The organism is Streptomyces sp. NRRL F-6492 (assembly GCF_001280125.1).
GTDB lineage: Bacteria > Actinomycetota > Actinomycetes > Streptomycetales > Streptomycetaceae > Streptomyces.
Genome location: NZ_LGEG01000217.1, coordinates 1 through 20,708, shown reverse-complemented (window position 1 = coordinate 20,708; position 20,708 = coordinate 1). Strand labels below are relative to the sequence as shown.

The 20,708-nt window shown below is 67.2% G+C and carries 13 protein-coding genes and 2 pseudogenes; 11 read left to right on the top strand and 4 right to left on the bottom strand.

The window, feature by feature from the left end:
• Positions 1–95 precede the first annotated feature (95 nt).
• From ADL08_RS18475 to ADL08_RS35710, 4 genes are read left to right on the top strand one after another with little or no spacing between them, the layout of a single operon-like run.
• Entirely contained in the window at positions 96–1,067 is a 972-nt protein-coding gene (locus tag ADL08_RS18475) for a hypothetical protein (protein WP_053644308.1), read from the top strand.
• Entirely contained in the window at positions 1,064–3,148 is a 2,085-nt protein-coding gene (locus ADL08_RS18470) for a hypothetical protein (protein WP_053669241.1), read from the top strand. The genes ADL08_RS18475 and ADL08_RS18470 overlap by 4 nt, the downstream gene beginning before the upstream one ends.
• Positions 3,145–4,155, top strand: coding sequence for an AAA family ATPase (locus ADL08_RS18465; protein WP_053644304.1), 1,011 nt, complete (start codon positions 3,145–3,147; stop codon positions 4,153–4,155). Before ADL08_RS18470 ends, ADL08_RS18465 begins: the two co-directional genes overlap by 4 nt.
• Entirely contained in the window at positions 4,148–9,538 is a 5,391-nt protein-coding gene (locus ADL08_RS35710) for a DEAD/DEAH box helicase (RefSeq protein ID WP_078968245.1), read from the top strand. Before ADL08_RS18465 ends, ADL08_RS35710 begins: the two co-directional genes overlap by 8 nt.
• On the opposite strand, the gene ADL08_RS39230 is transcribed toward ADL08_RS35710, so the two are convergent.
• The gene (locus ADL08_RS39230; protein WP_199837034.1) at positions 9,467–9,934 is read right to left on the bottom strand and encodes a TatD family hydrolase; all 468 of its coding nucleotides are present in this window, start codon (positions 9,932–9,934) and stop codon (positions 9,467–9,469) included. The two genes, ADL08_RS35710 and ADL08_RS39230, sit on opposite strands and share 72 nt — an antisense overlap.
• A 581-nt stretch (positions 9,935–10,515) precedes the next feature.
• Between ADL08_RS39230 and ADL08_RS18455 the strand changes: the two genes are divergently transcribed.
• The 3 genes from ADL08_RS18455 to ADL08_RS18445 all read left to right on the top strand — a co-directional run bounded on the left by ADL08_RS18455 (position 10,516) and on the right by ADL08_RS18445 (position 14,322).
• Complete coding sequence (locus ADL08_RS18455; protein WP_053644302.1) at positions 10,516–12,633, top strand: CHAT domain-containing protein; 2,118 nt, start codon at positions 10,516–10,518, stop codon at positions 12,631–12,633.
• A gap of 194 nt (positions 12,634–12,827) precedes the next feature.
• Positions 12,828–13,136 (top strand): hypothetical protein, encoded by a 309-nt coding sequence (locus ADL08_RS18450; RefSeq protein WP_053669239.1) that lies wholly within the window; start codon positions 12,828–12,830, stop codon positions 13,134–13,136.
• 217 nt (positions 13,137–13,353) lie between these two features.
• A complete protein-coding gene (locus tag ADL08_RS18445) occupies positions 13,354–14,322 on the top strand; it encodes a hypothetical protein (protein WP_159043089.1) in 969 nt (322 codons plus the stop codon).
• Positions 14,323–14,379: 57 nt separating this feature from the next.
• Here the strand turns inward: ADL08_RS18445 and ADL08_RS38260 are convergent.
• A pseudogene (locus ADL08_RS38260) lies at positions 14,380–14,529 on the bottom strand (IS5/IS1182 family transposase); the annotation flags it as partial.
• Between the two features lie 2 nt (positions 14,530–14,531).
• Here ADL08_RS38260 and ADL08_RS18440 point away from each other — a divergent pair.
• A pseudogene (locus ADL08_RS18440) lies at positions 14,532–15,151 on the top strand (IS5 family transposase); the annotation flags it as partial.
• Between the two features lie 218 nt (positions 15,152–15,369).
• Positions 15,370–16,740: an HNH endonuclease signature motif containing protein gene (locus ADL08_RS37220; RefSeq protein WP_159043088.1), complete on the top strand. Its 1,371-nt coding sequence runs from the start codon at positions 15,370–15,372 to the stop codon at positions 16,738–16,740.
• Between the two features lie 290 nt (positions 16,741–17,030).
• Here ADL08_RS37220 and ADL08_RS18430 read toward each other — a convergent pair whose 3' ends face one another.
• Positions 17,031–17,312: a hypothetical protein gene (locus tag ADL08_RS18430; RefSeq protein WP_053644294.1), complete on the bottom strand. Its 282-nt coding sequence runs from the start codon at positions 17,310–17,312 to the stop codon at positions 17,031–17,033.
• Between the two features lie 787 nt (positions 17,313–18,099).
• Here ADL08_RS18430 and ADL08_RS18425 point away from each other — a divergent pair.
• Together ADL08_RS18425 and ADL08_RS18420 are read left to right on the top strand one after the other, a co-directional pair.
• A complete protein-coding gene (locus tag ADL08_RS18425) occupies positions 18,100–18,474 on the top strand; it encodes a DUF2326 domain-containing protein (RefSeq protein WP_053644292.1) in 375 nt (124 codons plus the stop codon).
• Positions 18,475–18,631: 157 nt separating this feature from the next.
• Positions 18,632–19,366, top strand: coding sequence for a hypothetical protein (locus ADL08_RS18420; RefSeq protein ID WP_234352181.1), 735 nt, complete (start codon positions 18,632–18,634; stop codon positions 19,364–19,366).
• Between the two features lie 517 nt (positions 19,367–19,883).
• On the opposite strand, the gene ADL08_RS18415 is transcribed toward ADL08_RS18420, so the two are convergent.
• Positions 19,884–20,174 carry a hypothetical protein gene (locus tag ADL08_RS18415; protein ID WP_234352186.1) on the bottom strand — a complete coding sequence of 97 codons (291 nt, stop codon included), beginning with the start codon at positions 20,172–20,174 and terminating at the stop codon, positions 19,884–19,886.
• Between the last annotated feature and the right edge of the window lie 534 nt (positions 20,175–20,708).

Sequence of the window (20,708 nt, the reverse complement as noted above, 5' to 3'; positions counted from 1 at the left end):
CGCGAGCGCCGCGGCCGTGTTCGGCGCTTCAAGTACCGTCCTTGGCTCTCCACAGGGCAGGATGGCCTTCGCACAGTAAGGCCCGGGGGAGGCTCATGGTGGCGACGGCGCATCCGCAACTCGTGCTCGTTCACGGAATCGGCGGACTCCGGAACGCGGAGACGGAACAACGGCAATGGCTGAAGGCGTTGGCCACCGGCGTGCGGGCGGCCGGACAGCCGGAACTGATCTCGGCGCTTACCAAAGGCTGGCTGGCGGATGTGCGTTTCGCCGACTACAGCGATCTGTTCACCACCAAGGGAGCCCAAGGAGGCGCGCTGGGCGAGGAGTTGGACCTGTTCGAGGAGCAGGTGCTTGCCGGCTTGCTGGAGGCGATGGTGGATGAGCTTGCCGAGCAGTTCCCACCGGATACCGGTACGCGCGACGCCCGGCTCATCGAGCAGGCCCGGCACCAGCTCGAGGGGCTCTCATCCGGCAGCCAGGCGCAGGGGGCGGGCGCGTTCGCACGGCGGCTGGTCTGGGTGACCACGACGCTGGTGCAGCTGCCTGGTCTTCGCCAGAGCGCGCAATGGGCGAACGGTCAGGCGTTCGCGTTGCATCTCTCTCAGGTTGCGCGGTACTTGAGTCGGCGCGGTGACAGAGCTGCTCTGGGCGCGGCCGTCCGCTCCCGGGTGCTGGAGGGACTGGATCCCGCCCGTCCGCTCGTCGTGGTCTCGCATTCCCTGGGCACGGTCGTGGCCTACGAAGCCCTGCATGAATACCGGGGCCCGGTCGCACTGTGGGTGACGCTCGGCTCCCCTCTCGCGCTCGGCGGCGTGGTCCTGCAGCGTCTGGTGCCGCGGCCGCCGTCCTGCCCGGAAGAGGTGGGGGCGTGGCTCAACTTCTGGGACCGGAACGACATTGTGGTCGGGCGTCCCCGGTTGGCGGACTGGATCGCGCCAAGCGGCCGAGGGGTGAGGGCGCAGACCGCGGCCGTGAAGTCCACTGGGGCGTGGACCCATACGGCAACCAAGTATCTGGAGCACGGGGAGGTGGCCGGGCCGATCATCAAGGCTCTTGTGCCATGACAGGCGCTGTCACATCGTTGGTGTCCCGCCATGTGCTGGTGGTCGGAGCTCAGTGCCAGGGCGCGGAGGAACTGCCGGGCCTGGAAGACGCGGCGCGCCGCCTGCACCGGGCGCTGGTGGACCCGGATCTCGGTGCCTGCCGCGACCGCGGTGAGGGTGATGCAGGGTCCCTGCTAGTGGGCACCGCCCTGGGCAAAACGGCTGTCGAAAAGGCCCTCGCTACCGCCGTCGGCCGGGCCAAGGACGACGGCGGCCCCCTGATCCTGGCGCTGTTGGGCCACGGAATGGGGGGCTACGGTGGCCCGTTGTACTTCGTCACCTCGGGCAGCGCCCAGGACGGAGCGATCCACCAGCTGCACGTGCCCTCCATGATCGGCACGGTGACGAATGAGACCGGACCCAGTGGTCTGATAGCCGTCATCGACACCTGCCACGCGGCCGCCGCCCTTCCGGATGCGCAGTCCGCGACGGCGGGGCTTCAGCAGGGCGGTCTGCGTCTGTCGCTTTTGTTCGCCGCCTCCGCCCACCTGCCGGCCTGGGACATGAACCTGAGTGTCCAGCTCGCCGAGCTGCTGGAGAACGGGTTGCCCATTGCTGGCGACTTCCTGACCGTCGACGACCAGCTGATCAAGGAACTGCGCAGCCGTATCCACACCCAGGAGCCTGGCGGCTTCATGTTCGACGGCGCCGCCATGTCCGGTGACTCGCTGTGGCTGGCCCACAACGTCCGGGCCGCAGGCCGACGCTCCACCGGCTCTCTCGGTCTTCTGGCGTGCGAGAGGCTACACAAGCTGCTCAGCCGACTGCACGGCACGCAAGGCATCAACAGCCAGGACCAGCTGAAGGACTGGCTCGGCGGCCTGGAACCGGAACGCCTTGGCCACCCCGCGGTCCAACGGGTGATGGAGTTCAAGCGTGACCTGGCTGTCTGCGCTGTAGCCGTCACCGTCCTCGAGGAGACCTTCGGGGACGCCCTGACCGATGACTTGCTCCGCAAGGCGGCGGTGCGTGCCGGGTTCCCGCTGGAGGTGGTGGTACGACTGCCCTGCCCTTCCCTGCGTGACATGGTGGAGTACGCGGTCCTGTGCCAGTCGGCCGTCGCCCCTGCGGGACAGAGCCGGACGCTGGTGCATTTCGTCGCCGCCCTTGCCCACCTGATCAGTCCCGGTGAGGTCCTTCCACAGCAGCTGGCCGTCTGGGCGACCAGATCGGGTGCGAGCTCTGCTCTGAACAGCCGACTGATCGAACTGCGCGCGGCCACACCCCGCCTGGTTCTGGTGGCCGCCGACGACGGTGGTGAGGACGTCGTCCGGGTGGAGGCCTCGCTTCTGTTCGGCTCGGCCGTGGTGCACACCGCAGAGTTCCCGTGCGAGCCCGGGCCGGTGCCGGGTGCCCTGGTGTCCGCGCTGGATGAGGGCCGCCTGTGGGCGTTGTCCTGGCTGACGGCCGCGGGCGAGCGGCTGGTGGCGGTCGATGTGTCGGTCCCGACGTCCCTGCTTCTGGATTCCCCTCCGGAGGAGTGGAAAGTGGTCCGCGGCAGACGCATGCTGGGCGTCGACTACGACGTCACGACCCGCTGGTCGGGTCTGTTGACGCCCCCGTCCGATGTCCTCCTCGACGAGATGCTGGACGCCGGCAGCCGCTTGCTGTCCTCCTTGCAGAGCAAGGCCCGCTGCGGCCCCTCGTGGCTCGGCTTGGACGACCTCAGCAGCATCGAGAAGCTGCAGGAGCTGCTCGGCCGTCGTCGTGCGGGCGATTGCGTATGGGGAGTGGGCGCCCTGCCGGAGAAGGATTTCGACCTCATGCTGGAGGAACTCCTCATCCATACCCCGGCCTTGATCTGGCCCCGGCGTGGGAGCGTCTGCGACGCACGGGCCTTGCAGGATGAGGTCGCGGAACATTGGGACTCGCTGCCGGAGAAACTCCTGCGCGCTTTCCAGGAGCAGCTGGAGGGCGTTCCTGGTCATCTGGCTGATATCCGTACGACATGGCACGACGCGCACTGGCAGGACTTCTGCCAACGGCGCGCCGGCCGGGCGGTCGTCGCCCCGCAAGATGTAACGCCGAAGGAGCAGGCATGAACTGGACGCCGTACTACACGGGTACGGGAAGCATTCCTGAGCTGCCTCAGAGGCTTCCTCCCCCGCCTCCGTGGCGCGCGCCGACGGGCACGGCAGGCGTGGCCGACGCAGTGCAGTCACCGTCCCCGGCGAGCACCTACCGCGCGGATCCCGAACTGGTCGACGCGGTCAACGCCGCGCTCCATCTGCGCCGGCCTCTGCTGCTGACCGGGCCGGCCGGCTCCGGGAAGTCCTCCGTCATCGAGCAGATCGCCGCCGAACTCGGGCTCGGGAGTGTGCTGCGCTGGCACATCACCTCCCGCAGCACCCTCGCCGACGCGCTCTACCGCTACGACGCCCTGGGCCGCATCCACGCCTACAACCTCCGCGCCGTCGATCGTCCCGCCGTGTCCAAGCGCGGACGGGCCGCGCGCCTCGCCAGCCGTGCCGCACGCGACGACATCGGGGACTTCGTCCAACTCGGCCCTCTCGGCACAGCCCTGCTGCCCGGCCCTCTCCCCCGCGCCCTGCTGATCGACGAGATCGACAAGAGCGATCTGGACCTGCCGAGCGACCTCCTCGACGTTCTGGAACGCGGGCGTTTTGAGATTCCCGAACTGGCCCGGCATTCGAGAAGGCAGGTCACCGTCCGCACCGCCGACCCCGGTATCCGGCATGACGTCAAAAACGGCCTGGTGGAGTGCGAGGAGTTCCCGGTCATCGTCCTCACCAGCAACGGCGAGCGCGGCTTCCCCGCCCCCTTCCTGCGGCGCTGTGTGCGCTTCGACATGCCCGCGCTCACGGTCTCGACTCTCACCAATGTCGTCGAGGCCCACCTGGAAAAGGTCGAAGAAGACACCACCCACACTCTGGTGACCGCTTTCGTGGACCGGCTGAACCGCGGTGAGAACCTCGCCGTCGATCAGTTGCTGAGCGCCGTCCACCTCCTGCGCGGCGACCGCATCCAGGACGACGGGCAGCGAACACGGCTGCAGGAGTTGCTCTTCCAAGGGCTCGGGCGTGGCTGAGAACCGGGCCGCACAGCTGCTGGCCGCCCTGGCCCGTGTCGGCCTGGACGACATCAACGCCAGTGCGGAGGGGGACATCCGGGAGGCCCTCGACGCTCTTGTTCTCGCCGCCGCCAGATCCGGCGCCAGCCGGATGGGAGACATTCCCGCCGGTCCGCCCTCGGCCGCCGAAGGGCCACCCGCCGATGCGCCCCTGCAGCCCGACGCGGACACCGATGACTCCGGCGATGACCCGCCGGCTCCTGGACCCGGTTCGGACGCAGGCGCTTCAGGGGTTGCCTCGATCTGGTTGAAGGACGACAGCAGCAGCCACTCGATCCCCGGCAGCCTTTTGAGCATCGGCCGCGCCCCGGCCCTGCCGAACGCTCTCGGCATCGGCCGTGCCCTGCGCCCGCTGCGCCGCTTTCGGCCATCCCGGGTTCACCAGCGCCTCGACCTGGACGCCACCGTCGACCACTACACACGTACCGGTGTGCTCGTCCCCCAGCTCGCGCCTGCCTCAGAGCCCTGGCTGGAGGTTGTCGTGGTCGTGGATCGCGGCACCTCCATGGCTGTCTGGGACGAGACCTCACTCGCCCTCACCCAGATGCTGCGCACTCTGTCCGCCTTCCGCAGCATCCGCGTGTGGCACCTCGAGCATCCACCGCAGGCCGAACCCGTACTGCGCGACCAGCACGGCCGGCTTCTGCCCATAGACCCGTCCGATCCCCACCACAGCCAGCCCGCCCATCGGCTCCTGCTCGTCGTCTCCGACTGCGCGGCTCCCGCCTGGCGTCGAAGCAAGCTGTGGCAGACGCTCCACACGTGGGGGCGGACGGCACCCGTGGCCCTGATCAACCCACTTCCCAAACGCCTCTGGCAACGCTCCGGCCTCGACCTGCCCCGGACCACCGCAACCGCCTCGGTCCCGGCATCCCCCGGACGGCTCCTCGCCTACCGCCGTCCCCGCCTCTTCCGCAATGACGCCCCAGGGACGCAGCCCTGGCAGGCGCTGCCCGTACTGCAGATAGATGCCCACCAGATCCTCGCCTGGGCGCACGCCGTGATGCGTACCGACCCCAGTGGCTGCGAAGTCGTCCTCGTCCCGGCATCAGGGCGAGTGCCCCCCAGAAACCGCAGTCCACGGCCAAGCGCCGCCTCGCCCGATGCGCCGACGACCGATGCACGCGTCACGGCCGCGGCCCAGGCCTTCACGGACAACCTGCACTCCCCCGCCGTCCGGCTGGCGATCGCCGCCTCATCACTCGACGTGTTCACCCTCCCCGTTCTCGACGTGATCCGTGAGCGCATCGTCCCCGACGCCGCCCTGGCCGACACCGCAGAGTTCCTCACCGCCGGACTGCTCACGGCAACACGGCACGAGAGGGCAGACATCGTGTACCGGTTGCACCCGGCTGCGGCGGAACACCTGCGCGGACTGCTGAGCCGCGACCAGGCTTGGGACGCCCACTTCGCCCTCACCGACCACCTCAAGGCTCACCCTCAGGCCCCGCACGGAATCGTCGCCGCACTTCACTCACCCACAAGCCAGGAGATGCTGCCCACCGGGCTGCGGCCCGTCGCCCGAGCGGCTGCGGCAACAGCGCGTCTCCTGGGCGTCGAGTCCACCGAGCCCTACTCCGGTCCCGACGCCCTGTCCGGCTTCGCGGCCCGGTCCGGCGATGGCCAGAAGGACGACGCCCAGCAGACCCCCGCCCCAGCAATGCCGGACGATCCCCCCGAGCCTGCACCAGACGTGGAAGTCGCGCCGCACGAACCTCAGTTCGACGGGGCGCTCATGTTGCGTGCCCACCAGCGCCACATGCTTGACCGTCTGAACGCCGAGCGCGAACTCCACGACCGGCACCGTAATCTCCTCGTCGCTCCTCCCGGCACCGGCAAGACCACTATGGCCGCCTTCGACTACCAGCACCTGTGCGAGCAGCACCAGCAAGACCTGAGTCTGCTCTTCGTCGCGGGTTCGGTAGAAGCAGTGGACCAGGCACGCCCGACCTACCAAGGCGTCCTCTCAAACCCGCAGTTCGGAGAGTTCCTGTACGGCGCGGGGAATCTCGAGCGGGGCCATCACGTGTTCGCCACGTGGCAGTCCCTCGACCGAGTCATGGACCAGCTGAGACCTGATCACTTCGATGTGATCGTCATCGACTCCCACGCCATAGGAACCCGGCCGTTCGCCAACATCCTGGAGCGCTTCGCGCCGAGGGAGTTGCTCGTCCTCTCAGCGGCTCCCGAACGAACGAACGGCCCCGGCATCCACGAGGTGTTCTTCGAAGGTCGTATCGCTGCGGAGATGCGTCTTCCGGACGCCTTGGCGACTGGTGTGCTGTCTCCCGTCCACTACTTTGGCTTTGCGGACGGCACCGACCTTCAAGGGCTGGACTGGAAGGGGGGACGGTACGACCGGGCTTCGCTGAACGACCTGCTGACTGGTGACGACGCGCGGGCGAGACTGGTCATCCACGCTGTCCGGGACACGGTTCCCGACGTGAGGGTCATGCGGGCCGTGGGCTTTTGTGAGTCCGTGGCACACGCCGAATTCATGACTCGGCGCTTCCATGACGCCGGCCTTCGTGCCGCTGCTCTCACGGCGAGGGACCGTCTGGCAACGCGCCAGGAGACGCTTTCCTCTCTCAGGAGCGGCGGCTTGCAGATCGTCTTCTGCGTCAATGCGCTCAGCGAAGGCGTCCACATTCCTGAGGTGGACACCCTGCTCCTGCTGCGGCCACCGTCCAGTGCCACTCGGCTCCTGCGGCAGCTGAGTGTCGGCCTTCCACCCTTCCCGGGCAAGCCCGCACTCACCGTGCTCGACTTCATCGGGCACCACCGCAAGGAGGTCCGCCTCGACTCCCAGTTCCGGGCCATGACGGATCTGACGGCCAGCCAGCTGCTCGACCATCTTGAGCACGGCTCCACTCGGCTCAACGACGGTTTCATGATCACCCTTGACGAGAAGGCCAAGATTCTCGTCACCAACAGCCTCAGAGAGCAGGTCCACGGCAGCGCCACTGACCCGGCAGACGGCAACCAGGTAGGCGAGGAACAGCCGTCCGCGGAGCAGCTGGCGGCGCCGGTTGCGGATCTGGCTACGGACACCGACCCGGCGTCCGACCCCCCAACCATGAACCAGTCACGGGCGTTCGATCAGTCCCCGCGTGTCGTCATGGTGAGAGCGACGAACAGCACAGCCCCAGACATCGAAGCCGGCATCATGCTGACCCCCCGTCTCGTGCTGACGTGCGCCCACATGGCGGATGCCGCGGGGTCGCGGCCGCGAGTCGTAGGCCCGAGCGGCACGGAGATCACCTTTCGAACCATGTGGAAGGGGCAGGGGGTGGACGCCGCCCTGATGCTTACGGACGAGAACATCCTCGACAGCGATGACTGGGAGCGGCTCCTGCCGCTCCGATTGAGGTGGGGGCGCCTGCCCAAAGGACTCATGTCATCCGTACGCGTCGCTGGCTTCGGGCGGTCGGGCGAACCAACTGAGCTGAGCGGGCAGGCACGGCCTACTGACGTGACCCTCATCATCGAAGGCACAGAGCCCTTCACAGCAGGCGCATTGGCGACGTCGCCGGGCGCACTGGTGTCCTGCGACGGCGTCTTCGCGGGAATGGTCACCCGACGGCATCCCCAGCGTCCCCAGCTCATGGCCTTGCCTGCTGCGCTCCTCCTCCAGGACCAGGGCTTCCGCCGGACACTGGCGACACACATGACGACGCCGTACGAGCTGGAGGACATAGGAAGCGGGCCGCCCGACGATTCCTCGACCGCACCAAATGCCGTATGCCTCGCCGTCGAAGTGCACGCTGTCAGCGGTCGGAGCGACACAGACGCTCCCCACCTGGAACTGGAGTTGACGCATAGCATCAGGGATTCCCTGACCGCGATCATGCGCCGCGCAGGTATCGACGGTGTAGTCGCCGAGGAACCAGTGGTGGCTGATCGGAGAGTAGATCTGCTGGCGAAGCTCGACGGCCCGACGCCCGTGCAGGACATGGGCCGCGTGTTGGCCGAACTGCAGACCGCCGTCGCCGCGCAGCACGATGTGACGATCGAGGTCGGGGCCTCCTTTGGAGAGGTGGCGGACACGCGCCGGGGTCTTGTCGGTGAAGCCGTGTCGCAGGCCGTCCGGCTTGCCAGCAACACGTTCTTCAGGGAGCAGGTGCACCAGGCGGAGCTTTTCGCCGACTCACCCGTGCACTTCGCCGTGTCCAACACCCTGCGCGTCCTGATGGCGGAGATGCTGGATCCGGCCCTGAAGGACCGGTTTGTACCGCTCAAGCCGAGTGCTCGACCGGATCCCGAAGCCGGCTGGCTATACGAGGGATCCACCGAGGAACTGGGAAGAGCGCTCGCGGCCGGTTCTGCACGCAAGAACACCCCCACAACGGCCAGCTCCTACCGGAATCGACTGGCCACGAAACACCAGGCCCTCGCCGACGCGGAGAAGAAGGTCAGCGAATTCCGAACAAAGGAAGCCGACCGGCGAGCAAAAGCCACAAGAGATCGGTCGGCCGCGGCCAGGACGACCAGCGTCGGCATCCAGTCGGCCAGACTGCACAGCGCGCAGCGGCACGACGCCGAAGCGAACAAAGCCGCTCGCGATGCAAGTATCTGGAGTACAAAGGCCGCCAGGTACGGCAGGGAAGCGGCGGACCTGGCCGCAAAGCTCGCCAAGGCGGAGCAGGCCGAGCGTCGTGCTCCTGCCAGTCAGGCCAGGAAGGAGAGTCGTCTGTCGACAGCCGAGGCAGAGGTACGCAGCGCGCCGAAGAAGCTTCGGGCTCCAAACCCGGAGAAACTGCGAGTGCTGCTGCTGGGGGCCACCTCGGACGGCGACCTGCGTATCGCGCGGGAACAGCAGAGGATCCGTGCGGCCGTGCAAAGTGCCACGCACCGCGACCTCATCGAGCTCGAAGCCCACCCGGCTCCGACCACCGACATGTTGCTGGACGCGCTCAGCCGGTTCCGCCCGCACGTCGTGCACCTCTCTAGCCATAGCGCCAACGAGCAGGGCGCGGACCTTTTTCACGGGCACGCCATCGCCAGCGCCGATGCCCTCGCACGGGCCATCGCGGCCGTCGACGACAAGCCGCTGATCGTGCTGCTCAACTCCTCCCTCTCTGAAATCCAAATCACCCAACTCGTCGCCGCCATCCCCTTCGTCATCGCAATGCCCGCCTCCATCGGTGACGTCGACGCCATCACCTACGCCGCTCGGTTCTACGCCGCCATCGCCGACGGCCAGTCCGTCCATGCCGCTCACCTCCTCAGCCGTGTCGCCGTTGAAATGAACGGCCTGGACAACCACGATCTACCAACCCTGAGCTATGCAGCGGACATCGACCCCCGCGCCTCTAAGCTGGTGACGCCACCCCCGGTGTAAGGCTTCCGGGAAAAAACCCGTCACGCGAGGCGGCACGGGTTGGGTCATTGCGGCGGGAGTGAAGCGAGGTAAGACCGGACGCGTCAGCTGAGCTGCGCAACGGGTGTCGCGTACAAGCTTGGCCAGGTTGCGCCACACGATCGGGCGGATGCTCTCGGGTGTCGTCCGGTGGTGGCGTGCGAGTGCCTGCTCCGCGAGGGCGACGTTGCCGGGCAGCGGTCGGCCGGAGCTGCAGTCACCGAAAGGGTGGTCGGTCTCGGTCAGGACACGGTCGAGGGGGATGGCCTCCAGCAGCGCGGTCTTGCGTACGGCGGAGGCGTTAAGAGAGAAGTAGCAGCCGAGGCTGACGGCACGGGTAGTCAGAGCCAGGTCGCCGAGCCACCAGTGGAGGACCATGCCGGGCGCCGGGCCCGTTCCAGTTCCTCCAGCACCTGCCCGCAGGCGGCGTAGCTGCGGATGTTGGCGATGCGCGGGGTGCGGGTGAGGACGTCGAGGACGCGGCGGAGGGTGGCCTTTGGCGGTCCATCGGGACGCGGCTCTTGCCGTCGAGCCCGATCTCGCTGACCAGAGGGTGCGGGCGATCAGCTGGGCGAAGGTGTCGGGGTCGAAGCCGGTGTGGCTGCGGACGAGTCCGGGATGGATGCCGACTCCCCAGATGATCCGCTCGTCGTGCCGCTGTACGGCTCGGGCGGCCTCGGTCAGAGAGCGGGTGGCAGCGAAGACGACGGCCTCTTATGTTCGCGCCGCCGGGTCCGCATGGGCGCTGGACGACCTGAGGGCCGCAGTTTCACCCTGCTCGCGGACGACGGAGGCACCTACCTCGCTATCGACGGAGGACCTCCGACCGGAGGTGCCCTCCTTGGAGGATGCCGCAGGCGGATAGGTGAACCCCGGGAGCCCTTGCACAGCACTAGGCTCTAGGAGTGACGACACCAGCCCCTTAACCCCCGGATGCCGACAGACATCTGCTCTACCTCGTGGTGTTCGACCCGGAGGACGGCACGGCTCCCTCAGAAACCTCGCCGGTCATCGACGCACCGCTTGAGGACCCCGATCAATTCGCCATCCCTCACGCACTGGCACGCGACGTAGCCCGGGCGTTGCCCGGGTTGTGGTACTGCCTGCATCTGCCGCAGTCACGAGGAGACCTGGTCGACCTTGAAGCATGGAAGCTGAAGGGGCTGCAGCAGCTGGCGATGGGACATCACGTGATGCCCGTTCCCGTCACCGCGCTCGACAGCCTGGCTCTGGCACCGTGGTGGCGGCCGATGCTGGCGTTGTGCCCGGACGAGCTCGTCGAGCGGACCGCACGGGGAGCGGTCGCGCTGGGGGTCGAGCTCCCCGTCGCCTCCTTCTCGTCTCTGGGAGACGCGAGTCTCGAAGAACACTGGCAGGCCATCCAGGAGCGAATATACCCCGACGTCCCTCCGCTGGCGGGGAAGGTCGCTCTCAGCCGTCGGCTGGACCTGGCCGCGTTGGACCTGCCCTGGCGTCTCATGGCTCGCCGGATGGGCTGGGACATCGATGCGCCCGCCGATGAGGAACCACGTACGCTGCTTCATCGCACCCTGCAGGGGCACACGCTCGTCGCGGCCACCGCCCGACTGGAGCGTCAGGGACTGACTATCGAAGAAGCCGAACCGGTCTTTGGACAGACGGTCATTGAGGAGAAGGCACGACTGCGGCTGCCGGTTGCAGTGGCGCTGCCCGGAGTCGCGCCCGCATACATACGCGGCGCCTACCCCCCTCAGCTGCGCAAAGCCCGCGTCCGCCCGCTCGCGGCCCTGGACGCCGGCGACACCTGGTCGACCGAGATCGGTGAACGCGATGATGCCCAAGTCGAACGGGCGGCCATCGAGTACACGCTGACCCACCGGGCCGTCGCCAACGACAGCCTGGGACTGATGATGCCCTCCGTTCCCCCCAGCGCGTTCACGCTGCTGGCCGATCTGGAAAAGCACTTCCGAGACTCTGCCGCGGACCGCCCCCGCTCGGTGGAGAAACTGCTCAGCCGCCTCAACGCTGTCGTCAGGCCCTTGTTCACCGAACCGGTGATGGAGGCCATCAGCCGGGCATCGATGCTCACGGTGTTCTCCAACTTCCCGCTGGGCCTTGCCACCCTGCCGGGCGACACCGCCCCGCTGGCGGCGCGCCTGCCCCTGACGTACGAGCCGCTGCTGCCGCTGACCCGCACCGTACAGAAGGCCGGTGCCGTCGCCGTCGGTGTCGAGTGGAAGAACCGCATCCGTGTCCTGGTGGCGGAGTGCATCCCCGCCAGCGACCCGGTGGGCCGAATCTCACGAGACGGTTGGCGGATCACTCAGGACACCCTGAAAGACGTCAAGGGGCTGAGTATCCACGCGGTGCAGACGCTCTCCCTGGATGCCCTGCGCGAGGCTGTCAGCGAGCACACACCAGACCTGCTGATCATCAGCGCGCACGGCACCCTCGTTGCCAACACGGCGGCCATCGTCATCGGCGACGAGCCGCACGTCGAACTCGGCCTGCAGCACACTCCACCCGTCATCGTGCTCAGCGCATGTCACGTCGCTCCCCGGGGATCCAGCGCCGTCTCCATCGCCGATCTCCTGCTGCGCGAGGGCGCACTGGCCGTACTGGGCACGCAAGTGCCCGTGGACGTGCGCCGCAACATGATGCTGACCGGCCGCCTGCTGACTAATCTCGCCGACCACCTCATCAACCAAGGACGTCACGCCACACTGTTGGAGGTGTGGCATCACACCCAGACCACTAACACCGTCAACGACATCCTCATGTCCACACCGTCGCTCAGCAGTTGGGGACGGACCCCCGGCCCGGGCGGCGGGCTGGCCCCACTACAGGAATTCATGATCAGCAGATCGGCCGGGCGGCTGCGCGGTGCCCACATCTACCAGGACACAGAACAAGTCCTCGGCGAGATCGCAGATGATCAGGGACGCGGCGAACGGGTCCGCAACTGGTTCCGCCGCCCGGGCTACGTTCCGGAATCACTCTTCTACCTCTTCGCAGGCCGTCCGGAACGGATCCTCATCTCCTCCATGGAGGAACGCGTCGCGGCCCTCTGGCCGGACTCCGACACTCCAGGCAGATAACGCCACTGACCAGCGCAAACCCAGCAACCGCTATAGCAGTCTGCACGAGAGCGACATGCCCCATCGTCAGTCATGTCAGAAGCAGATGAGCACCACGCGTCAGCGCCAACCGCCAGGTCACCGGGCTTGTGCCACTGACACTTAAATGACGACGTCCAACTGACACTCCCCTGCAGACCAGCACCATGGTTGCGATGATGGTGGCCACCTCGATGACCGCCCAGAACGTGCTCGTCCCGCGCTTCGGCCCCCGCCCGATCGTGCCGCTCGGCATGGCACTCGTGGCGGCCGCGATTGCCTGGCTGACCGCCCTCGACCTGACCAGCACCTACGCCGCGCACGACACCGCCTCCTGGCGGTCGGCCGCGTTCTTCGCCGCCGGCCTGCTGATCACCGTGATCCTTTACCGCAGCGGTCCGCTCAGCGCCCAGACCGCAGCCACCCGCGCCGTCCCGGCCGGGGAGGAAGAATCCGGCAACGCACCGGTTAAGCCGGGACGCTGACGCTGTACCCGCTCAGCAGAAGCACCTGCGGGTACCGGCTGTACTACAAACGGAGCGGAAAGGGGACGCTGCGGCAAGGCATACATCCCAACAGGGACCGGCGGCGGGCTGAGACTGGGGCGGGCAGGTATGTGAAGCGACGGTCGTACGTGGCCGGAACCCTCTGGGATACCTCAAATCAGCACGGTCGGCCGGTGCAGCATCACACAGTGGGCTCATGACAATGGTCCGCACGGTGCGCACCCACTGGAGACTCGCTCTGCTCCCTCTCGGATTCGCGATCATCGTCTACGGCGACGTGCTCTTCCGAGACGGCCGGCGAGGGGTGGGGCAATTCGTTTTCCTCGGCGGATGGGTGGTGGCGATCTCAGGGATGCCGGCCTTGACCCGCTACCTGAAGGCGAACCATCTACGTGAGGGTGTCCTCAAGATCTTCGTGATCTTGTCCATGGTCGGGAGCCTCGCGGTGCCCGGCCCGATCGTCGGTCTGGTCAAGGTTATCGACGGCACGGCGCAGCCGGTCAACTACCGGCAGGCCGCGCTGTCGCTGTCGCTGATCTACATCGCGCTGACGATCCTGTCGCGGATCGCCGAGCCGAAGGACCACGTCCTGGAGCGGCTGACAAGCCGTATCCAGCGGGCGGCTATCTTCCGGGTGCTGGCGAACGTGACCGGCATCTTCGCCGTGGTGGCCTTCCTGGGGGCACGGTTTGTCGCCACGCACCCGGTGCCGCTGATCTCCACCGGCCTGACGCTCGTGGTGGGCGCGGCGGTGGTCACCCACAAGACGTTCGCCCGGGCGCGGAAGCTGTGTACGCAGATCCACACCGGCACGCAGACCCTGTTGAGAGATCTCGACGAGCTTGACCGGGCGCGTAGCCGCACCACGGCGAGCAGGTCGAAGCCCTGGATCCTCCGGCTGCGCGGCGAGCGGGAGGCGGGTGGTGGTCACGGCGACGAGCAGATGGCGGTCCTGCGGACCTGGGACGCGGTCAAGCTCGGGCTGTCCACTCCCGTGGACACCGGCTACCGCCGCGTCGGCCTGCCGTTCCTCACCGACGAGGTGGTCGCTGGGATCGAGGAGAAGGTGCGGGCCGCCGTCGGCGGCGCAAGCGCCGGCCCTGCGCGCGCTGACCTGCTGGCCATCCAGCGGGCGTGCTCGGAACGCGTCGACATCCTGGCCTAAAGCGTGTTGCAGAGGGCTGTGATCAGGCAGGTCAGAGCGGGGGTGCGGCTTGTCTGATCATGTGGCGAGGGCGAGGTTGTGCAGGTTTGCGACGGCCTGGACCGCGTGATGGAGGCCCGTGCCGCGCTGCCGGCAGTCTCGGAGGGTCTTGTGGTGCTTCATGCGGGCGAAGGCGTGCTCGACGCGGGCCCGGACCTTTCGAGCGGACCCGCTGCAGCGGGGTGACGGCCTGGCGGTGGCTGCGGGACTGGACCGAGGCCGGCGTCTGGCCCCGCCTGCACGAAGTCCTCCTGGCCGAACTACGCAAGGCCGGTCTGCTGGACATGGACGACTGCGCGATCGACGGCTCGCACATCAGGGCCTTGAAAGGGGGGCTCACACCGGACCTTCGCCGGTCGACCGCGCCCGGCCGGGGAGCAAGCACCACCTGATCGTCGACCGACACGGAACCCCTCTCGCCGTCACTTTGACCGGCGGAAACAGGCACGACGTCACCCAGCTGACGCCACTGCTGGACGTGATTACCCGCATCCGCGGCCTGGTCGGCCGGCCTCGTCACCGGCCCCGACGGCTGTTCGCCGACCGCGGCTACGACAAGTACCGGCGCATCCTGCGGGCCCGGGGCATCACCCCGAAGATCACCCGTCGAGGTGTCCCGCACGGCTCGGGGCTGGGCAAGATGCGCTGGGTCGTGGAGCGGACCTTCGCCTGGCTCCACCAGGTCAAGCGCCTGCGGACCCGCTACGAGATACGCGCAGATCCCCACCTCGGCCTGCTTCAACTCGCTCGCAGCATCATCTGCTTGCGACGGCTCCGAACCTCATCCTGAAACGATCAGTTAGAGCACTGCCAAGTGGTGATCAACTGAACGAGACGAGCTGCATCTTGGGCAGCACTGTCTCCACTGCAACTGACCCTGCATCCTTGTGAAGGAGTGTGGACCAGTCCGGGTCACGCCCCTTCAGTCTCCCTCTCCCCCAAGGAGTTCGTCCTTGAGTAGCCTGCACCCGATACTCCGTACTGCCGGCAGAGCCGAGGACGGCTGCTGTGGCTGAACGTCGCAAGCTGAGCGGTGCCCGTTTCGACAGGGCGTACGTCTCGCCACCTCCAGCTGAAATCAAGTGGCTCAGTGGTGAGGACTTGCGGTTGATGGGCTGGCGCCAAGCACCTATCGACGCCCTCGTCCCCGATGTGCTGGACACCGGCTTGGTCCGGTATCACCGGGGGCAGGTCTGCGCTGTCCTGGCCGACCCCGTCCTTGGGCCACGGGTTGGCAAAGGCGAGTTCGCCAAGTACTTCAAGAGTGCTGAAGCTCGTAGACGTATCCGCTCGCTTCAGGAACGCAATCTTCCCCAGGCGCGGCGGGACACTCCCGGCGCCGCCCATCGCCGCCGCCGGCAGCAACCGCAACCTGTGAAGACAGCCAGTGGTCGCAGCCGTCAGACCTTTCTTCTCCCGGCCAGGCCGAGCGAGCTCGGTCAGCAGTGGCTCACGGCCGAGATGCTGGTGGCTGCCGGCTGGTCACAGCACGCGGTCGATGCCCTCGTGCCGGAGAACGTGTACTTTCCTGGCGGACGTGACGGCGCCGACTGGGAGCTGCTGCACCACCGCCGACAGGCCGATGCCGTACGAGAGTCACCGCGACTGCGCCACGCGATCGGCGCCGACGACTCCGGCTTCTGGCGAGACCGCACTGTCCGCGAACACGTCCGTTCCCTGCAATACCGCTCCCGCCAGGGAGCCCAGCACAACGCCGACGCCGTCGATGCGTACCTGCGTTCGCGGCGAGCCCTGCTCAAGCCGCGCTCCTCTCAGCGCACAGCCGTCCGCTCCACAGCGGCTCCGACACAGTCGGCAGCTCCCCGGCATCAGACTCCGAAACCGCCGATACCCACAGATGTCGCGGGCGTGCACTTTGGCTACCCCATCGACTTCGGCCCCGACCCACGGACTCACAAGCCCGAATCCGCCGCGCCCGCCCCGGATGCCACCGCCCTCCCGCTGCAGAAGAAGCCCATGTCGGACACGGACCGCTCCAGGGTGTACCGACAGCTCGTGGAAACGGCGCAGAACAAGCTCGCCAAGGCACGAGGCCGTCGCCGCAAGGCAAGCGACGCGCCGGTCCGCATCACGGAGGCACGCCGTGCCGTCATTCTCCGCAGCAACGGCCGGTGTGAGAACCCGCAGTGTGCCAACCCTGGCGAGCCCGGCGATGTCAGTGACGCCGGCGATCCGCTCCTCGACGTCGACCACATCGGGGGCCTTGCCGCTACGGGGGACGACGAGGCTGTAGACATGATTGCCCTGTGCCCCAACTGCCACCGGATCAAGACCCTGGGTCGGACCCGGCACGAGCTCATACCTCTGCTGCGTGAAACAGCACGCCGCCGCCACACCGACATGCTCCGATTCGGTTAGAGCGTGCGGGGTGCCTGGCGGATAGATCGTCCTTCGTCGGCGGTCGTGGCGTACTCGGGCAGCGACAGGGACGGCTTCAACGCCCGGCGCCGACGACCGCGCCCGAACACCGCGGGGCCGCGCCTCCGGCCGGCCCACGCGCTGCTCGCCCTTCCTGCCCACCGCCCGTCCTCCACCAGATCGGTCAGACCGGAGCAACGCGCCGTTCAAGGACCACGAGCGCCCCCTTGGGGTAGCGGCGCAACCGACGCACATCGGAAGAGCTGCCGGGTCCCCTGCCTGCGGGCTGGTCAGTAGCGCCGCCGGTCGTAGCGGCGCAGACGGTCATCGAGGGCTTTGCCAGTGCTGACCAGGGAGCGAGCGATCTCTTCCCAAGTGAAGGTTCCAGTGGCGGCCCGCGCAAAGTAGGGGCTTTGCAGGCAACGATCCGCTCCAGTCTCGCGGGCGTGCTCTGCCCAGTCCTCCAGCGGGCCGCTGGTGTCGTACTCATGCGCCTCATAGCGGCCGGCCAGGTCCCAGTCGATCAGATAGGTAGCCTCGCCGTACCAGCCGCAGGCACAGGCCGCCCTCATGCGGTCCGCAAGAGACGCGCCGAGTGTCCCGTCGTACGAATATCACTGCGTGGACTTTTGGATGGTGGCGCCGCTCCCGGTGTCGTAGTACACCGGGCCGGGCACCGTTCCATCTGCCAGCAGCACTCCCACCCGTCCCCGGTGGCCCTCCGCGCTGTCCAGTTCCCACGTGGCTGGCTCTCTCCGTTCCCGCGCTATGCGACCGTCGGGGGCCGGCGGCGTCTCTGGCCACCTTGGCGGACAGACCCTGCCGGGCGCAGGTGATTCCTGCCCATTCACCGGTGCCTGCGTCCCGGCAACGGCGGTCAGTACTGTCAGCGGCGATGCCAGCCTCTGCATGCGGTGGCATGGTTCGTCAGGACCGGTATCGGACGGAGCGCCAAACCTGCTCAGGTGACAACGTCACTCCTGGAGATGTCCGGCTGCTGGAAGCCGCCGGATGGCGCCTCCGGCGAGCAGTAGACGCTGGCCGCCAACTCTGTGGACTTCGGTCACGAAAGCCCCCCGAAGCAGTCTCTCCAGCCACGGATTCGACCACGTACACCGGCGGCTCGGTAAAGGTGCGCAGCGTTCGCTCAATGTGAGTAACACAGGCCGCATCGACTAGCGGGGCACGAATCACAGACCAACGGATCTTCAAGCGAGTCCTTTCTAAGGAAAGTTAAGGCCACCTACGGCAAACCTCCACCTAAAGGATGCGCCCACCAAAGTGAGCAATGCCCAGCTCGTAGCCCCTTGCCTTGCTCACCCTCAACCGAGCCGCAACAACGGGCCCTGCGAGGCCTTCTTGGCCATCCAGGCCGGACGCGAGAGCCTGACGATCACTCCTCGCATCGACAGCGACAACAGCCGCGGCATCGGCAACATGGTCATCTTCTGCTTCGACCTCACCCTTGCTGTCCTCGCCCACCGACACGGACGCGGCCCAGACTTCCTCATCCACGACAGCCACTTGTACGACGGCGTCGACGACCGGCAACTCAGAGCCGCACTGCAACTCGCCGCAGACGTCACCCGCGAAGAGAACATGCAGTACATCGCCACCCTCAACACCGACGACCTCGCCAAAGCCACCCGCCTGGGCTTCGACGCCGAGCCGTACACCCTCGAAACCGTCCTGACCGACTCCCCCACCGGCGGACTCTTCGGCTTCCGCTACTGAGCTCTTCCACGCACTTACGCCCAGCGTCACCTTCGGTGCATAAGCAACTCCCTTGCGCCCGCGCACGCCCCGGAGGTGCTCCTTGTGGGGCCTCACCATCGTCACGGAGGAGGAGAAGATGCCTGGTCTTGGATGGGAGGACTGGACAGTCGCGAGAGTGGATCCGAACCGTCTGCCGGCCGACTGGGGATGGAAGGTCACACGCCCCTCAGGCCGTGGCTTCGACGACGACCCTGCCGACTACGCCGCCGCCCTGCGGGACCGCCGCAGCATCCTCATCGAGGAAACACCCGGCGTGCCTTTGCGGCGCCGCAAGCAGCCATGGCACCGCGCGGCACCACATGCATCAGGTGCCAACTACTTGCCCTTCGCGACCGAGATTCCATTCGGGCTGTGGATTGTCAGTCTCGTCCCGAACGACGACGAGGAACGCTCCGGACGAACGTGGGGCCAAAGAATTTGGTTCCGAGTACCGGCCTGGTGGGCGCTGGGTCCTCAAGGACGAACAACGGCAGCACTGCTCACCCGACTGGAGAAGCTGACGTGGGACGAAGTCCTCACCCTGCGCCGCTCCTACAACAAGGCGTGGCCGACCGATCGCGAAGATCCAGCGTGGTACGAGGCCCAGGACCTCGCCAGGACCACCGACCGAGCCACGCTGAAGAACACACTGATCAAGCACACAGAAGCAGCACTGGGCCGAGCAGCCCGCATCCACGGCAAGCGCGTACGGAACTTTTCAGACGAACAGAAAACCGTGTGCTTCGCCGCCACGGCCCTCGCCCTCGAAGACCTCTCCCCCAGCCTCGCCCACCGCCTCCTCAGTCCGCTCCGTATCGCACTCGGCGACGTCCACAGCCTCCCCGTCCCGACATGGGCCGACAGCCTGTGACCCGCCCCCTTCTGGCCAGCCGAACAGCGTGCCAAGACCGGCGCTCGCTGCGCTGGCGAAGCAGACCGCCCGGCCTGACCGACGCGACGTGGCTACCGAGGGCGCTCCACCACTGCTGTTACGTGGGGGTCGTCTCCGACAGGTCTACCTCAGGGGCCGGGCGGTTCAGGGTAGAACTGGCGGCGGTCCGGTCCGTCACCGCGACGCCGTGCGGACCGAACCCGGCCATTGCTGCCTTCGCTCCAGTGCAGCCTTCGGGCGGGGAGGTAGCTCGTTTGTTGGCGACGGGCAAGAGCTTCTGCCTGGCAGAGAACAGGTTCCAGACCGAGTGCCGTCCGGCCATGCCGTTCGGCTCCGCCAGCCCCAGTCCCGCCCGCCTCTTTCATGGCCCTGCGCACGCACGACCGCTGTCTGGATCCTCCGCCGTGATCACCTGAGCCATCTGCCGCACGCAACTCTCCGCACGCACCAGCATCGGATCGGCACGCCTGCCCTTCCGGCTCGCCGGTTCCCGACGTCAGTTCTTGGCCGACGTACCCCCGGCCTCCTCGTCATCGGGCGTCTGTCGTCCCTCCACCAACTGATCGATCTCCTGAGGTACCCCGTACAGCCCATCCAGAACCAGACCCCATGCCCGGTCCCGCAGCTCCTCCGGCACCTCGTTCTCGATCTTCTCCACAAGACTGTCGATCTTGGACCGGACGTCATACTCGGTTCCCGTGGTCGGCGCGGTCACCACTGCCCACACCAGTCGGCCCGCCCCTGCCGCCGCTCGGCCTATGCTCCCGAGCACCGATCCCACATCCATCTGCACTCCATCCTTTGACGGTTGGTGTCCTGCCACAGCGAGAACGCATCAGTATGCGGAGCGGGCCACCACATCGTTTCGGCGGTAGCCCACCCCGCTATGCAACAGAACGGCAATCTTCCCCGCGGTGGCCGGGTCCAGGAGCAGGTACTTGAGAGCCATGGCGACCTTGCGAGCGGATCTGGCCGTGATTCCTACAGCCTTGAGGTACCTCACGACGGTGGCCACAGCCCCGGTCCGCTCTGCGACCGGACTCCACGAGGCACGGACACCACCCCGTACTGGGCCAACATCAACACCACAACCAGCGCATAAGAACACTCAACGATACTGATCACCACTCGGGCAAACTGACCACAGCTGACCAACGCTCACTCGACCTGACCAAATGGCAGCTCAGCACGCAGCCACGCGCTCATCTCCCCTGGCACCCAGTCGTCACACCAGGGCTTGAAGCGCTACCACCACCAGAAAACAAACTGATCAGCCCAGGCCAAACCACGACCTACTGATCAGAAAAACCGCCCCCGGACA

Bases quoted from the DNA above. Each gene is read 5' to 3' on its own strand.
- ADL08_RS18465 (WP_053644304.1), top strand. From the start codon at position 3,145: ATGAACTGGACGCCGTACTACACGGGTACGGGAAGCATTCCTGAGCTG.
- ADL08_RS18430 (WP_053644294.1), bottom strand. From the start codon at position 17,312: ATGAGGGCGGCCTGTGCCTGCGGCTGGTACGGCGAGGCTACCTATCTG.
- ADL08_RS18470 (WP_053669241.1), top strand. From the start codon at position 1,064: ATGACAGGCGCTGTCACATCGTTGGTGTCCCGCCATGTGCTGGTGGTC.
- ADL08_RS18445 (WP_159043089.1), top strand. From the start codon at position 13,354: ATGACAATGGTCCGCACGGTGCGCACCCACTGGAGACTCGCTCTGCTC.
- ADL08_RS39230 (WP_199837034.1), bottom strand. From the start codon at position 9,934: ATGGTCCTCCACTGGTGGCTCGGCGACCTGGCTCTGACTACCCGTGCC.
- ADL08_RS18415 (WP_234352186.1), bottom strand. From the start codon at position 20,174: ATGGATGTGGGATCGGTGCTCGGGAGCATAGGCCGAGCGGCGGCAGGG.
- ADL08_RS18450 (WP_053669239.1), top strand. From the start codon at position 12,828: ATGATGGTGGCCACCTCGATGACCGCCCAGAACGTGCTCGTCCCGCGC.
- ADL08_RS18475 (WP_053644308.1), top strand. From the start codon at position 96: ATGGTGGCGACGGCGCATCCGCAACTCGTGCTCGTTCACGGAATCGGC.